General features: G+C 30.5%; 13 protein-coding genes and 1 other RNA gene. 8 read left to right on the top strand and 6 right to left on the bottom strand.

All coding sequences use genetic code 11. The features are described from left to right. Positions 1-82 precede the first annotated feature (82 nt). The 4 genes from WHD08_RS16335 to WHD08_RS16320 all read left to right on the top strand — a co-directional run bounded on the left by WHD08_RS16335 (position 83) and on the right by WHD08_RS16320 (position 8,164). A complete protein-coding gene (locus WHD08_RS16335; protein WP_208890035.1) occupies positions 83-6,217 on the top strand; it encodes an alpha-2-macroglobulin family protein in 6,135 nt (2,044 codons plus the stop codon). Between the two features lie 94 nt (positions 6,218-6,311). Then, positions 6,312-6,755 (top strand): hypothetical protein, encoded by a 444-nt coding sequence (locus WHD08_RS16330; RefSeq protein ID WP_208890036.1) that lies wholly within the window; start codon positions 6,312-6,314, stop codon positions 6,753-6,755. Positions 6,756-6,902: 147 nt separating this feature from the next. Further along, positions 6,903-7,349 carry a hypothetical protein gene (locus tag WHD08_RS16325; protein ID WP_208890037.1) on the top strand — a complete coding sequence of 149 codons (447 nt, stop codon included), beginning with the start codon at positions 6,903-6,905 and terminating at the stop codon, positions 7,347-7,349. A gap of 332 nt (positions 7,350-7,681) precedes the next feature. After that, the gene (locus WHD08_RS16320) at positions 7,682-8,164 is read left to right on the top strand and encodes a hypothetical protein (RefSeq protein ID WP_208890038.1); all 483 of its coding nucleotides are present in this window, start codon (positions 7,682-7,684) and stop codon (positions 8,162-8,164) included. A 33-nt stretch (positions 8,165-8,197) separates the two neighbouring features. Here the strand turns inward: WHD08_RS16320 and WHD08_RS16315 are convergent, their stop codons facing one another. Genes WHD08_RS16315 through WHD08_RS16305 form a run of 3 tightly spaced genes read right to left on the bottom strand, consistent with a single transcriptional unit; the run spans position 8,198 to position 10,076 of the window. Continuing rightward, the gene (locus WHD08_RS16315; RefSeq protein ID WP_208890039.1) at positions 8,198-8,554 is read right to left on the bottom strand and encodes a TfoX/Sxy family protein; all 357 of its coding nucleotides are present in this window, start codon (positions 8,552-8,554) and stop codon (positions 8,198-8,200) included. Positions 8,555-8,562: 8 nt separating this feature from the next. Then, positions 8,563-9,078 carry a DUF4136 domain-containing protein gene (locus WHD08_RS16310; protein ID WP_208890040.1) on the bottom strand — a complete coding sequence of 172 codons (516 nt, stop codon included), beginning with the start codon at positions 9,076-9,078 and terminating at the stop codon, positions 8,563-8,565. An 8-nt stretch (positions 9,079-9,086) separates the two neighbouring features. Further along, entirely contained in the window at positions 9,087-10,076 is a 990-nt protein-coding gene (locus WHD08_RS16305; protein WP_208890041.1) for a M28 family peptidase, read from the bottom strand. Positions 10,077-10,143: 67 nt separating this feature from the next. On the opposite strand from WHD08_RS16305, the gene kdsA reads away from it, so the two are divergent. Beyond that, complete coding sequence (gene kdsA, locus WHD08_RS16300) at positions 10,144-10,962, top strand: 3-deoxy-8-phosphooctulonate synthase (protein ID WP_208890042.1); 819 nt, start codon at positions 10,144-10,146, stop codon at positions 10,960-10,962. Between the two features lie 119 nt (positions 10,963-11,081). Here kdsA and WHD08_RS16295 read toward each other — a convergent pair whose 3' ends face one another. After that, a complete protein-coding gene (locus WHD08_RS16295) occupies positions 11,082-11,450 on the bottom strand; it encodes a DUF1801 domain-containing protein (protein ID WP_208890043.1) in 369 nt (122 codons plus the stop codon). Between the two features lie 37 nt (positions 11,451-11,487). Between WHD08_RS16295 and WHD08_RS16290 the strand changes: the two genes are divergently transcribed. Beyond that, positions 11,488-12,042: a hypothetical protein gene (locus WHD08_RS16290; protein WP_208890044.1), complete on the top strand. Its 555-nt coding sequence runs from the start codon at positions 11,488-11,490 to the stop codon at positions 12,040-12,042. Here WHD08_RS16290 and WHD08_RS16285 read toward each other — a convergent pair. Both WHD08_RS16285 and WHD08_RS16280 read right to left on the bottom strand, forming a co-directional pair. Next, positions 12,039-12,260: a DUF3820 family protein gene (locus tag WHD08_RS16285; protein WP_165732561.1), complete on the bottom strand. Its 222-nt coding sequence runs from the start codon at positions 12,258-12,260 to the stop codon at positions 12,039-12,041. The genes WHD08_RS16290 and WHD08_RS16285 overlap by 4 nt on opposite strands. Continuing rightward, on the bottom strand, positions 12,260-13,465 hold the full coding sequence (locus tag WHD08_RS16280; protein ID WP_208890045.1) for an NAD(P)-dependent oxidoreductase: 1,206 nt from the start codon (positions 13,463-13,465) through the stop codon (positions 12,260-12,262). The genes WHD08_RS16285 and WHD08_RS16280 overlap by 1 nt, the downstream gene beginning before the upstream one ends. A gap of 223 nt (positions 13,466-13,688) precedes the next feature. Here WHD08_RS16280 and ssrA point away from each other — a divergent pair. Both ssrA and WHD08_RS16270 read left to right on the top strand, forming a co-directional pair. Then, positions 13,689-14,082: a transfer-messenger RNA gene (gene ssrA / locus WHD08_RS16275) on the top strand. A gap of 98 nt (positions 14,083-14,180) precedes the next feature. Then, the gene (locus WHD08_RS16270) at positions 14,181-14,972 is read left to right on the top strand and encodes a hypothetical protein (protein WP_165732559.1); all 792 of its coding nucleotides are present in this window, start codon (positions 14,181-14,183) and stop codon (positions 14,970-14,972) included. Positions 14,973-15,053: the final 81 nt, after the last annotated feature.

Below are 15,053 nucleotides of genomic sequence, written 5' to 3'. Positions count from 1 at the left end.
AGTATCTTTAGTCGTAAACTCTTATAAAATTTGATTTACAAGCTAATTTGTAGGTGCTTTAAAAGCATAAAATAAATTGATTATGAAAAAACTGACAACAACACTAATAATGATTATAGCTTTCTCTTCTTTTTCTAATGCTCAAGACGCTTTTAAAGACCTTTGGTTACAAGTAGATAGGTTTGAAAAAGACAATTTACCTAAATCTGCTTTAAAAATTGTAAAAGATATTTACGCTAAAGCGGATAAACAAAACAATGCTGCCCAATTGATAAAAACACTTTTTTATAAGAGTAAATATTCCTTAACATTAGAAGAAGATGCACAATTAAGCATCATTGATAATTTTAAAAAACACATTGCTAAAAGTGAATTTCCTACAAGAAACGTGTTAGAAAACATACTAGGGAATTTATATTGGCAATATTTTAATGAAAATAGATACAAGTTTTACAACCGTACAAAAACAGCCTCTTCGACAAGCTCTGAGTTAAAAAAAGGTGATTTTAGAACTTGGGATTTAGAAACGCTCTTCAAAGAAATTCATTGTCACTTTGAGGCTTCTTTAGAAAATAAAGAAGTATTACAGAAAACGGACATTTATGACTATTCAGATATTTTACAAATCTCCAAAGAGTCTAAAACATACAGACCAACTTTATATGATTTTTTAGCAAATAATGCTTTAAATTTCTATAAATCATCAGAAACTAGCATTACCAGACCTTCTTATAAATTTGTGTTAGATAATTCAGATTTCTTGTCTGATTACAAAATCTTTTCAGACTTAAAAATTGAAACTGAAGATCACTTATCATTACAGTTTAATGCGCTAAAAATTTATCAAAATTTAATTCAGTTTCATGCAAAAGAAAATAATTTAAATGCTTTAGTTGATGTTGATATTCATCGTTTAAACTTTATTAAAGAACATGCAACTTTTACGAATAAACAAGAAACTTATTTAAATACGTTAAAAGATACTCAAAAACATTTTAACACCAATAAAGTAAGTGGTTTATACGCTTTTGAAACTGCGAAACACCATAAAGAACAAGCCAATAATACACTTGCTTTTTCTATTTGTAATGAGGTAATTAATGAGTTTCCAAATAGCATGGGAGCACAAAAATGTGCGGTTCTTAAAAGTCAAATTTTAGAAAAATCGCTTTCTATTACTGCTGAACAATTTGTGCCAATTAACACCAATTCTAGAGCATTAATCAATTATAAAAATATTGACAACATCTATTTTACAGCGTATAAAATAACAAGTACAGAACTAGAAAAGTTCAATAAAACGTATAATAACGCTGATAAAATAAAATTTATAAACACTTTAGAGAAGCACAAAAATTGGAACAATAAACTAAGAAATGAGTACGATTATTTACAGCACAGTACAGAGGTAATACTTCCAAAATTTGACAACGGAAATTATTTAATTGTTTCTTCGGAAGATGAAATTATTGTTGAAAAGTCCATTTTTGGAACAGCCACAATTCAAGCAACCAATTTAACTTTAATTGAAAATAATTTTGATGACAAATACAATTATCAAATTGTAGATAGAAATACTGGTAAACCTGTAAAAAATGCAGAAGTATCTCTATCTAACAATAAACCTAGAAGAGGTGAGAGTATCAATAAAACATTAACGACAGATAAAAGCGGATTTGCTTCTTTTAAAAGTGACGATTATTATGCTGATGTAATTATTAAAGTAAAAACAAAAGATGATGTTGCTACTTTTGGAAATCATTATTTATATAAAACCAATAGAAGACAACAAAATGAAGTAAATGAAAGTTTACAGTCTTTTATTTTTACGGATAGAAGTATTTATAGACCAGGACAAACGGTTTATTTTAAATCGATCGTTATCAAAAAGCAAGGAGAACAATCGACTGTTTTTACGGATGACTTTATAGAAATTAATTTAAAGGATGTAAACAATCAAACAGTAAGTACGTTAGAGTTAAAACTGAATGAATTTGGTTCTGTTGCTGGCGAATTTATCTTACCAAACAATGGTTTAACTGGTCAATATGCTATTGAAATAAAACAAAGTGCAAAAAGTAAAAATTCGATTCGTTTATATTCTAATCGTTCTTATATTTCTGTTGAAGAATATAAAAGACCAAAATTTAAAACGGAATTTAAACCCATTACTGAAAGTTATAAAATTAACGACGCAATTACCGTAAACGGATTTGCAAAAGCTTTTTCTGGCGCAAATATTACCGATGCCCAAGTAGTGTATCGTGTACACCGAAAAGTGCAATTCCCTAGTTGGTATTATTGGAGAAGACCAAATCCGGTTTCTAGTTCGCAAGAAATTTTACACGGAGAAAGTATTACTGATGAAAATGGCGCATTTAAAATAGTCTTTAATGCCATTCCTGATGAAAGTGTCGATAAAGAAAGTTTGCCTATTTTTAATTATGAAATCACTGCAGACGTTACAGACATCAACGGAGAAACTCGCAGTGCAACTAGCATTGTAAATGTTGGATATCATGCTTTAGTTGCAACTATTTTATCAGAAAACAACATCGATAAAAATAGTAATAACACTACTTTAAATATTGATACAAAAAACTTAAATGGCGAGTTTGTTCCTGCAAAAGGAAATATCAAAATATATAAATTAGAAGCGCCCAAAAATCCGTTAAGAGACAGACCTTGGGCAGCGCCAGAATATCAAGATATTTCTGAAAACGAGTTTAGAAAACTATTTCCTAATGATGCCTATTCAGACAATGAAATGGATGCTACAAATTGGGAAAAAGGAACACTTGTTTTTAATGAAGAGTTTAATACAGATACGAGTAAAGAACTCCTTTTAAAAAACACCAAAAATTGGCTTTCTGGTAAATATAAAATAGTTTTAGAAAGTAAAGATAAATTCAATCAGAATGTAAAAGATGAAAAAATAGTTACATTTTTTGCTACTAAAGAAAAACAAGTTGCAGACAATAACTTGTTTGTAATTCATGCAGACAAAACTGCTTATCAGGTTGATGATGTGGTTGAAATACAAATAGGTTCTGCATCTAAAGATATTACCGTAATTGTACAGGTTGAAAAAAATCATACAATTATAGAAACACGTTTAATTAAATTGAATAACGATACCAAAACAATAAAAATACCAGTTAACAAAGAAGACATTGGTGGTTTTGTTGTAAAATATCACTTTGTAAATTATAATTATTTTAAAAGTGGAAACTTATTAATTAATGTAACTGAAGAAAGAGAAAGCATAGAGATTGAAACCAATATATTTAGAGATAAATTATTACCAGGACAAGATGAAACTTGGAGCTTTACTATTAAAAATGATAAAAACGACAAACTTGCTGCAGAAGTTTTAGCGTCTATGTATGATGCCTCTTTAGATGAATTTAAATCTCATCAATGGAATTTTAATCCGATAGCTTCTAAACCAAAATATTTTTCTTATTCACACAGTAGTGCTAATAAAAGTTTTGGCTATACCTATTTTAACATCGTTAATAATCAAAGAAATCAATCTGGTTTAATTGCAATTTCTTACGACACTTACAATTGGTTTGGATTTCGTTTTGGAACGAATAGAAATCTTCATTTAAGACGTAAAATATCAAAAATGAGTGCACCAAGCCCAGAAATGATTGTGGTTGTAGAAGATGAAGCAGAAGTATCGGAAACTATTATTGAATCTACAGAAACGGATGAAAGTGAAATGGTTGATGATGTTTCTTTTGTTAAAGAGGAAGAAGAAAAAATAGACTTAGAAGGAATACAAATTAGAAAAAACTTTAATGAAACTGCTTTCTTTTTACCTCAATTAAGAACCGATAAAAACGGACAAGTAAGTTTCTCTTTTACAATGCCAGAAGCATTGACCAAGTGGAAACTGCAATTATTAGCACATACAAAATCGTTAAAATCTGCAACCAAAACGTTGGAAACAGTTACTCAAAAAGAGTTAATGATTGTACCCAATGCACCAAGGTTTTTACGAGAAGGAGATGAAATTACACTTTCGGCAAAAGTAACCAACTTAACAAATAACCAGTTAAGTGGTTTTGCTAAACTAATTTTAACAGATGCTATTACAGGAGAAGAAATTAATACAGCATTAGAAAACCTCAATGCTAACAAAAACTTTACCGTAGATAAAGACGGAAACACCAATGTTTCTTGGAGCTTATCAATTCCGGAAACTGTGCAAGCTGTTCAATATAAAATTGTAGCAAAAGCAGGTGATTTCTCTGATGGTGAACAAAATGTTTTACCTGTTCTATCCAACAGAATGTTGGTTACAGAAACATTACCAATGTGGGTAAAATCTAACGAAACAAAAACTTTTACCCTAGATAAGTTAAAGAACACTTCGTCTACGCTCAATGTAGGCTCGTCATCAACTTTAAAAAACCATAAGTTGACTTTAGAGATGACATCAAACCCTGTTTGGTATGCAATTCAATCTTTGCCATATTTAATGGAATATCCGTATGAATGTGCAGAGCAAGTTTTCTCTAGATATTATGCAAATACTTTGGCCAGTTTTGTAGCAAATTCGAATCCGAGAATTCAAGAAGTATTTAATGCTTGGAAATCTTCGGATGCGCTTTTATCTAACTTAGAAAAAAATGAGGAATTAAAATCATTAATAATTCAAGAAACTCCTTGGCTAAGAGATGCGCAAACTGAAACCGAACAAAAAAAGAGAATTGCTTTATTATTCGACTTGAATAAGATGAAAAACGAACAAGAGAGATCTATTAATAAATTAAAAGATATACAGATGAATTCTGGTGGTTTTCCTTGGTTTAAAGGTAGCAGCTATGAAAATAGATTTATTACACAACACATTGCAACTGGTTTTGGACATCTTCAAAAATTGGGCGTTACTAATTTTGATAGTGCTACCAAAAATATGATGGAGAAAGCTGTACAATTTTTAGATGATGAATTAACAAATCAATATAAAGAATTGTTAGAGCGTGCAGAACAAATCAAGCAAAAAGCAAAAACAGTAAAGAAAGGGGAAAAAGCATACAATGATTATTTAGCTAAAAACAATCTGAATTATTTTACCATTCAGTATTTGTATATGCGTAGTTTTTACACAACGATTTCTATAGATAATAAACTGCAAAAAGCGGTTGATTATTATAGAGAACAAACGACTACGTATTGGAATTCTTACAATTTGTACGCAAAAGGACAAATTGCTTTATCACTTTTTAGAAGTAATGAAAAAACAAGCACAAATCAGATTTTAAAATCGTTAAAAGAAAATTCAATTACCTCCGATGAATTAGGAATGTATTGGAAAGAAAATGCTGCGGGTTACTATTATTATCAAGCTCCAATAGAAACGCAAGCTTTAATGATTGAAACGTTTTCTGAAATAGAGAACAATACAGAAACCATTGATAACCTAAAAATTTGGTTGCTAAAAAACAAGCAAACAAATAGTTGGAAAACCACCAAAGCAACCTCCGAAGCCGTGTATGCATTATTGTTAAATGGAACTAGTTGGATTGAAGCCAGTACTGAGCGAAGTCGAAGTGTAACCGAAATGGTAGATATAAAAGTTGGTGACAAAGAAATTAATCCAACAAAGTTGGAAGAAGTAAAAGTAGAAGCTGGAACTGGTTATTTTAAAACTTCTTGGGATGGAAATGAAATTACATCAAAAATGGCAGAAGTGACCATCAACAAGAAAGGAGAAGGAATTGCATGGGGAGGTTTGTATTGGCAATATTTTGAAGATTTAGACAAAATTACTTCCGCAGAAACACCTTTAAAATTGGATAAGAAATTATTCTTAAAAGTAAATTCAGACACAGGAAAAGAGTTACAAGAAATAACAAAAAACACACAGTTAAAGGTTGGCGATTTAATTACAGTTAGAATTGAGTTAAGAAGTGACAGAGATATGGAGTTTATCCATATGAAAGACATGAGAGCTTCTGGGGTAGAGCCAATAAATGTTTTATCTAGCTATAAATGGCAAGACAATTTAGGTTACTACGAAAGCACTAAAGATGCTGCAACAAACTTCTTTTTTGATCGATTACCAAAAGGAATCTATGTTTTTGAATATGATGTTCGTGTAAATAATGCTGGAAATTTCAGTAACGGAATTACTACCATTCAAAGCATGTATGCTCCAGAATTTAGCAGTCACTCTAAAGGCATAAGAATTAAAGTCTTATAAATTTAAGCATATTACCTAGCAAAATAATACCTCTTATATTTTGAAACAAGAGTTGAAAGGTTGTAATTTGGGGCAACCCCCAATTTGACATAAAATGCAGAAAATATTATTAGCCCTCAGTTTAATATTTGTAGTAAACTTAACAGTAAAAGCCCAAAATATATCAGACCATGCAATTGGTGTACGTATAGCCGGCGGAAATGGAACCGGAGGAGAAATCTCCTACCAAAAACATTTAGACAATAACAACCGTTTAGAAGTTGATTTAGGAATAGCCAGCGAAATTAACGACTTTAAATTAACAGGTACATACCAATGGCTATGGAGCATCGAAAAACAATTTAACTGGTATGCCGGAGTTGGTGGTGGAGTTGTTTCTGCCAGTAATTTTGGTGTTTATGGAGCCGGAGTTGTAGGACTTGAGTATAACTTTGACGCTCCAATAGTAGCTTCCTTAGATTATAGGCCAGAACTTGGTTTCTCTGGTTCTTTTGGTTTTATTTCCAATATAGGTATCGCTGTAAGGTATCAATTTTAAAAAAATCAACCTTTTAAAAGCCCCTTCTACTTAAAAACTAGAAGGTTTTTTTATGCCATTATTTTTGCATTAACATTTTGATGACAAAGTTCATTTAGATTAAATAATAAATATAACTTTGTCCTTTAATAAAAAACACAATTAATTATGAAAAAAACACTTTTAATTATCGGTCTATTAGTAGCAGGAGCTTTTTCTGTAAATGCACAAAGTATTTCTGAAAATGCAATAGGTCTAAGATTTAGTGGAGGAAATGGAGTTGGAGGAGAAATCTCTTATCAAAGAGGATTAGGAGATAACAACCGTTTAGAAGTAGATTTAGGTTTAGCAAACGAGTTTTCTGATTTTAAAGCAACAGGTTTATACCAATGGGTTTGGAATTTAGAAGATAGATTTAATTGGTATGCAGGTGTTGGTGGTGGTCTTGTTTCTGCAAGCGGAGCAAGTATCTTTGGAGCAGGTGTTGTAGGTATTGAATATGATTTTAATGCACCTATTTTACTTTCTTTAGATTACAGACCAGAAGTTGGTATTTCTGGTAATTTAAGTGGTGTAAATTCAGATATATCTTTAGCTGTTAGATATCAATTCTAAATAGAACACTTAACATAATAAAAGATCCTCTAAATTAATTTTTAGAGGATTTTATTTTTTACCCACTTTGTCTAGCGGATTAAAAGCTAATGCTCCAAATTAGAAATTACAAATTACAAATTTATTTTTAAATTACTCTAGTGGTTTGGTTTATGCTATAGATTTTAAAATTATTCTACTTTTTAAACCTTCTATTGTAACCAATAGATCCTTTTTTTGTGTGCTAAAATTTCTATCAAAAAAACCTTTTGAATCAATAATTCAATGGATAAAGACCATTTATACGCAGTAATACATCTAAATTTGAACTATAATAAAAAACACACTTAATTATGAAAAAAACACTTTTAATTATCGGTCTATTAATAGCAGGAGCATTTTCTGTAAATGCACAAAGTATTTCTGAAAACGCAATCGGTTTGCGTTTAGGAGATAATGATGGTTTTGGAGGAGAAATCTCTTACCAAAGAGCTTTAGGAGATAACAATAGATTAGAAATTGATTTAGGTATAAGAAACAACACAAACTACGACGGTTTTAAGGCTGCAGGTATTTACCAATGGGTCTGGAATATTGAAGGTGGTTTTAACTGGTACGCAGGTGTTGGTGGTGGTTTAGGAAACTATAGTGGAAAAAACAACAACGATGATTTTTCTGAAACATTTGCTTTTGCAGCTGGTGATATTGGAATTGAGTATAATTTTACAGACGCACCGATATTACTTTCTTTAGATTTAAGACCAGAATTTGGTTTTGGAAATACATATAATGATTTTGATAATGACATAGCATTCGGTATCAGATACCAATTCTAGATAATAAAAGATTATATAAAAAAATCCTCTAAATTAATTTTTAGAGGATTTTCTTTTTTTACTCGCTTTTGCTAGCGGATTAAAATCTAAAGCCAATTGCAACCAATAGTTTAGATCTTCTTCTAAATCTACCGCTTCTTCAGAGAGAAATACAAAACCTTTCATGGGTTTACCTGTAAAGTTCATTTTATTACAACCATCCTTTTCTAAAGATTCTTCATAGATAGCTGGGTTAATACGTGCCATAATTTCTTCTTTTATTACAGCAACATACATTTTATCATCTACCATAAATAATAAACCTCCCATCATTTTTTTAGTGATAAAGGAAACACTTTTCTCGTTTAAAAACTGAGAAACTCTATCTGCTAAATATTCACTATAAGCCATTATTATTTTTATTTAAGCGGATAACTTTGTAATATTTTATGGAAAACTTCTTTAAAATAAAGTATTCTTTTTTCTGGAGTTCTTTTCTCTTTTATGGTTGATGTTAAAACTCCTTCCCAAAAAAGTTCGTTGGTTTTAGCATCTACAAATTCTACTATTATTTCTTCATCGAGTTTTTTTCCGCCAATTGGTATTCCGCCAGAAACTCCAATTCCACCATTTCTACCTCCACTTCCTAAACCAATGGCAATAGTATTAGTAACTTTAGGCGCTGATGTTTTTGACTTAAAATTGATATAAAAATCTGGTTTTTCTACCTCATTGAATCCTAATTCTCCCAATTCTTCAAATAGCGCATCTGCTGCCCTATCTACATCAAATTCATTTAAACCTGCACCAATGTCATCAAAAAAAGCATAGGTTTTATATTCCTTAAAGTTGGTACTCTCATCATAATCTGTAATTACTTTAGATGTTGAGCAACTCATCAATAAAAGTAATATGAAGTATTGGACTTTTTTCATCAGAAATATTATTTATTTTCTTTAATTACAACTCTTGTTGGTGTATCTTTTCCACTAATAATACTCTCTGTACCTTTAGCAACCGCCTTAATTGTTTCTGTAATTACCGTCATATTTAAAGTTTCTGCTTCATCAGAAGCTTGATGGTAATCTTTATCTACATCAATAGGTGTTGTAGAAAACGTATGCGAAGGAACGCCTAATCTTGCCAATGAAGCATTGTCTGATCTAAAAAATAAATTAAACTTCTTATACGGATCTGGAAATAATTGATACCCAGAATTTATTAAATTTTTCTGAATAATTTTACCAAAATCAGATCTTTCAAAACCTGTTAACCAAGCTGTATTTGGTCCAAAACTTGGTACTTTACCAATCATTTCTAAATTAATACCAGCCACAAATTTATTGGCATCAATTCCTTTTCCAAAATGTGTAGAACCTATTAACCCCATTTCTTCTCCTGTAAAAGCAACAAAAAGAATAGTTCTCTCATTAGTTCCTTTTGTTTTAAAATATTCTGCCAAAGCTAAAATACCTGTAACTCCAGATGCATCATCATTTGCACCGTTATAAATACTATCTAATTGTCCTTCTTTTTTACTGATTCCTAAATGATCATAATGAGCAGAAATAACTACAATTTCATTTTTCTTAGACTTCCCCTCTAAAACACCAATAATATTACTTGTTGTAATTTCTTTTTTAGACCTTCTGTCTGTAAATGTAAACGTTTGTCTGTAGTCTTTTAACGTATCGTACGTAGTTAAGCCTATTCTTTTAAATTCGTTCTCTATATATTTAGCCGCTTTTTCAATTCCTGGTGTTCCAGGTTTTCTACCTTCCATATCATCAGAAGCCAATGTATAAAGGTGTTTTTTTACGGTAATAGAATCTATTGTTGCTGTCTTTTTTTTACTTTTAATAACTTTAGAGCTTTCTTTACAAGAAAAAATAATTGCAAATAAAAAGATATAAACTAAGTTCATTTTCTTCATTATAATTGATTTTTAAAAGGTTAAATATAGCTAATTTTATTTCGTATTTTTGCTGAAAATATATAAAATGGATTTATCTCTTATACCAAACATAAAACACTTAAACTCAAATAACTTTTTTTTACTTGCTGGCCCTTGTGCCATAGAAAGTGAAGACATGGCAATGAGAATTGCTGAAAAAGTAATCACAATTACAGACAAATTAGAAATTCCTTATATTTTTAAAGGAAGTTTTAAAAAAGCAAACAGAAGTAGAATTGATAGTTTTACAGGAATTGGAGATGAAAAAGCATTGAAAATTTTACGTAAAGTTTCAGAAACTTTTAATGTACCAACAGTTACAGATATTCATGAAGTTTCAGATGCTATTAAAGCCGCAGAATATGTAGATGTCTTACAGATTCCTGCTTTTTTAGTGCGCCAAACAGATTTAGTAGTCGCTGCTGCACAAACAGGTAAGGTTGTCAATTTAAAAAAGGGACAATTTATGAGTCCGGGTGCTATGAAACACGCAGTACAGAAAGTAAAGGATGCCGGTTCTGAAAAAGCGTGGATTACCGATAGAGGTACCATGTTTGGTTACCAAGACATGATTGTAGATTTTAGAGGAATTCCGGAAATGAGAAAATTTGCTCCTACAATTTTAGATGTTACGCATTCTTTACAACAACCAAATCAAGAAGCTGGTGTTACTGGTGGAAGACCAGATATGATTGAAACGATTGCGAGAGCTGGTATTGTAAATAACGTAGATGGTTTATTTATAGAAACTCATTTTGATCCTGCAAACGCTAAAAGTGATGGCGCAAACATGTTACATTTAGACAATTTAGAAGGTTTGTTAACCAACTTAGTTGCTATTAGAAAGACCATAAATAGTTTATAAAAAACTATTTCTATATAATTTAACCTCTTTAAAGTTTCTAAAATTTTAAAGAGGTTTTTCTTTTATAATAATTCTAAAAGTAGTTTTTGGTTGATAAAATTAAATATAAAGCAATCTAATTACTTCCCGAAAAAACCTTTAGTTGTTTGATTATATGCTTCTTGCAAAACAGATATTAAAACCTCTGCATTAACTTCTTTTACAGATTTGTAACGTAAAGACTTTACTACTTTTCTGTTATCAGAAATTACAAAATCATTAAATTTTTGCAATTCAGAATTTGTATAAAAACCAACATCTACATATCCTTTTTTCTTTGAAGGATTTAAATAACAAAATGGCTTTTCATCTAAATAATAAAAAGGCATTTTCCATTTAAACTGTAAATCTACTTCAGGAAAATTAGTTTCAATTACTATTTGTAAATCCAATAAAATAGATTTGAAGGGTTCAGGTTGCTTTAAAATGTATTCTTCTGCAGGTTTCATTGTTGTATATTCGCGAAAGTTAAAAAATAACAGTTACATGAACGATAATTATCAAATTAATTTCTCTTTAAAAGGATTTACAAGTATTTTAATTGGTGCTTACTTTTTTATTGCAGGCTTTTTTATAGAAACCATAGTAAAAAGTTCTCTAGCGGAAGAAACTTCTTTAGATTTATCTTCTAAAACTACAGAAATATTAATTATTACAGCTGTTCTACTCGTTTTTCTTTTTTCTACTTTGACTTTATTTTTTAATGGAAAAAGAAATGCTAAAAAATTACAACACCAACTTTGGAATGATAAAAGCAAAGTAGCTTTAAAAAAATATATACTTGCATTTGTAGTTATTTTTACCTCGTTAGTAATTTTAATAAATCTTGGTTTTATAACCTACCTTACTCCTACTTTCCTTATTTTATACGGACTTTTATTATTCATATTTAAAAATAAAGACCGTAAAAACCTATTAATATTATCTGGTTTAAGTTTGCTTTTGGCCGTTATGTGTTTTTTAATACCAAGCTATTGGGCCTCTTCTATTTCTATTTTAGGAATTGCACATGTTGCTTATGGCGTTGTGGTAAAAAACTAAAATTGTCGTCTAATTTTTCTAATTATATCTTCTAAACCATTTAATTGAAGCTCATAAACCAGTTCCATTTGTTTGCCTAATTTTCCTGCAGGAAACCCCTTGTTTTTATACCATACAATATAATGCTCAGGTAAATCTATAAGAAACTTGCCTTTGTATTTACCAAAAGGCATTTTCATGTGCGCTAAATCTATTAGAAATTGTCTGTCTTGTAACATTATTCTTTTCCGTCTATATAATCTTGTAAATATGAAAAACGTTCTGTCAACTTTCCGTTTTCTGTCATTTTTGCACGTTGTAAAACTCCGTCTTTATCATTGTTAAAAAAAGCAGGAATTACGTTTTGTAGAAACATTTTTCCAAACCCTTCACTTGCATCTTTTGGCAACTCACAAGGCAAGTTATCTACAGCCATTACCACAATAGCGTCTTTGTTTTTATAATCTACCTCAACTTCTGTTTGTGGATTATATCCATAAATTGGATCTGCAATGGTAGATGCTTTTAATGTTGATGCCACTGGCCCGTCAACATCACAAGAAATATCTGCAACAAACTTTATATTAAAATCTGCTGATTTTGCATCTTCTCGTGTAAATAAATACGGTGCTCCGTTACCATAGAAATGTCCTGCAATAAAGAAATCGGATACTTTTGCAAATCGCATAAAATCTGATTCGTACTTTTCTGGATGATCGTAAAAATCAAAATTATCTAGTGTTTGTCCGTCTTTGCGTTTGTTATAATCCAATACATCTGCTAAACAATATACTGGCTCGCTAAAAGAATTATTTAAATATTCATCTACAGAAACTTCTTTAATGCTCATAGCATCTAACATTTCTTTTGCTCCGTAGGCAACTTTTCCGTTTCCAGTTAAAAGGATTTTTATGTTTGGTAAACTGATTTTATTTAATTCTGCAATCAATTCTTGCTGACTGTCTAAACTTTCTGCTTTTGGTAAATTGTATGTTTCGTTTGTTAAACCAATTGCTCTAAAACCATTATAAGCACCAACAATACCTGCATAACGTCCAAAACCAATTAAACGCAGACCATTTTCTTTTACGATGGTTTCATGATCGTACAATTCTATATTTTTTTCTAAAATTGCCAATAACAGTTTTCTGTTATAAGGTTGTTTCTTGATAGTATGACTAAAGAAAAAATATTTTTTATTGTTGATTAAAGCATCAATTGGCACTTCTTTTACGCCAAACAAAACATCGCAATCTGACACATTTTCAGTAACTTCTAATCCGGTAGCTTTATAAGCTGCATCAGAGAATACTCTAATATCTGAAGACTCTACTTTAATAGCAGCTTCTGGATACTTTTCTTTGAATTCTTGCAGCTTTTCTGGAGAAAAAACAACTCTTCTATCTGGTGGATTTTTGCGTTCTTTGATAATGCCAAATTTCATAATATTAGTGTTTTTAGACCTACTAAAACTGGTTTAGCAGAATTGGTATAATATTTGCTCGAAGATATTAGAATTTATGGTGATAAGCAATAGTATTTTTTATACTTTTGCAAACTGCGTTAAGGATTAAAGTGACATCCTTTTTTAATTTTTTCAATTAAAAAAGATATAACGGAAAGCCTGACCACACTTTTTTGTGTGGTAACGCCCAAACTATTAAAACGGGGACGACTGGTTTTGACAGCGAGGACAGTGGATTTGTAAGCATACCGAGTTATGAAATAACACTCGTTAAACCTAATTTCAACTTTTTAAACGGCGAGAATAACTACGCTTTAGCTGCTTAATCCGAATCACAGTAGGATTGGCCTCGGCACACTAGGTGTGCAAGCTTTATGTCCACGGAAAGCCCTGATTTACGGCGTTTCACTTTTGGATATCGTAAAAGTAAATATAGAAAACTTGGTACTTCGACGGGTTTTTGAAACTAAAGAAGATAAGCTAAAAGCAGATTGTTCTTAATCAGCTTTTAGTCGAAAACTAAGAAAGAACTAAGTATGTAGAAAGCTTTTTGGCTGCTCGTTTGGACCCGAGTTCGATTCTCGGCGTCTCCACAAAATACCCTTATAAACCCAGTGTTTGTGAGGGTTTTTTATTTGCGTTGATAATAACGTTGAATTTTGTAGAATAATAAAATAATTAAAACACTTAAAAAATGAAGAAGTTAAGTAAAATCTTATGTGTAATTTTTGCCATAACATGTATAACCGGATGTAGTAGTAATGAAAATGACACTATAGATACACCAGTCAACACAACTATTAATGCTAAATGGACCGTTAGTAATTCTACCGAATATAAATCATTCGAATTTAATGATAGCGGTAATTATATTATAACAAAAAATGCTGCTGACGCAAAAACAAACACCGCTACTACTGAAACTAAAACCATCTTTTTTGGAACTTATATTTTTATTGATGATAATACTTTAGAGCTTTCAGATTTTGGAACACTAACCATAGATAATATGGATGAAAACGCTATATATTTTACACTAAAATTAAACAACAATACAAATACGGAAACTTTTATTGAAGCCGACAGAGAAGAAGAAATAACAAACTCTACAAATACTGAGTTACTATGTAGAACTTGGCAATTAATAAGTATTGACGGACAAAATGTACTTGGAACAGATGAAGAGCTTACTGTTTTATTTTCTAGAGCTGGTACATATTTTGTTACCAATAATAACCCTTTAGAAGAAGGTGGTTTAGCTGAATGGAATTGGACAGACAGCACACAAACATTTCTTGAATATTCTTGGAATAAAGGCCTAGGTAGTGATGGTATTGTAGAAGTTAGTAATTTAACTTCTACCTCTCTAACAATTACTGAAGATGGAGAAATATTTATTTTAGAACCTATTTCTAATAAGAAAACAAGTAAAACTGATACAAAAAAATATAATGGAGTTGTAAAATCTGGTATCTTTAAAAGATAAAAAATATAGGAAATAATACTTTAGCATAAACCTCAAAAAATTAATTTTTATTTTTTTGAGGTTTATTTTTAGCCAACTATT

The organism is Polaribacter sejongensis (assembly GCF_038024065.1).
Classification (GTDB): domain Bacteria; phylum Bacteroidota; class Bacteroidia; order Flavobacteriales; family Flavobacteriaceae; genus Polaribacter; species Polaribacter sejongensis.
Note: the sequence above shows the minus strand (reverse complement) of the source record. Positions and strands in the feature narration are given on the sequence as shown.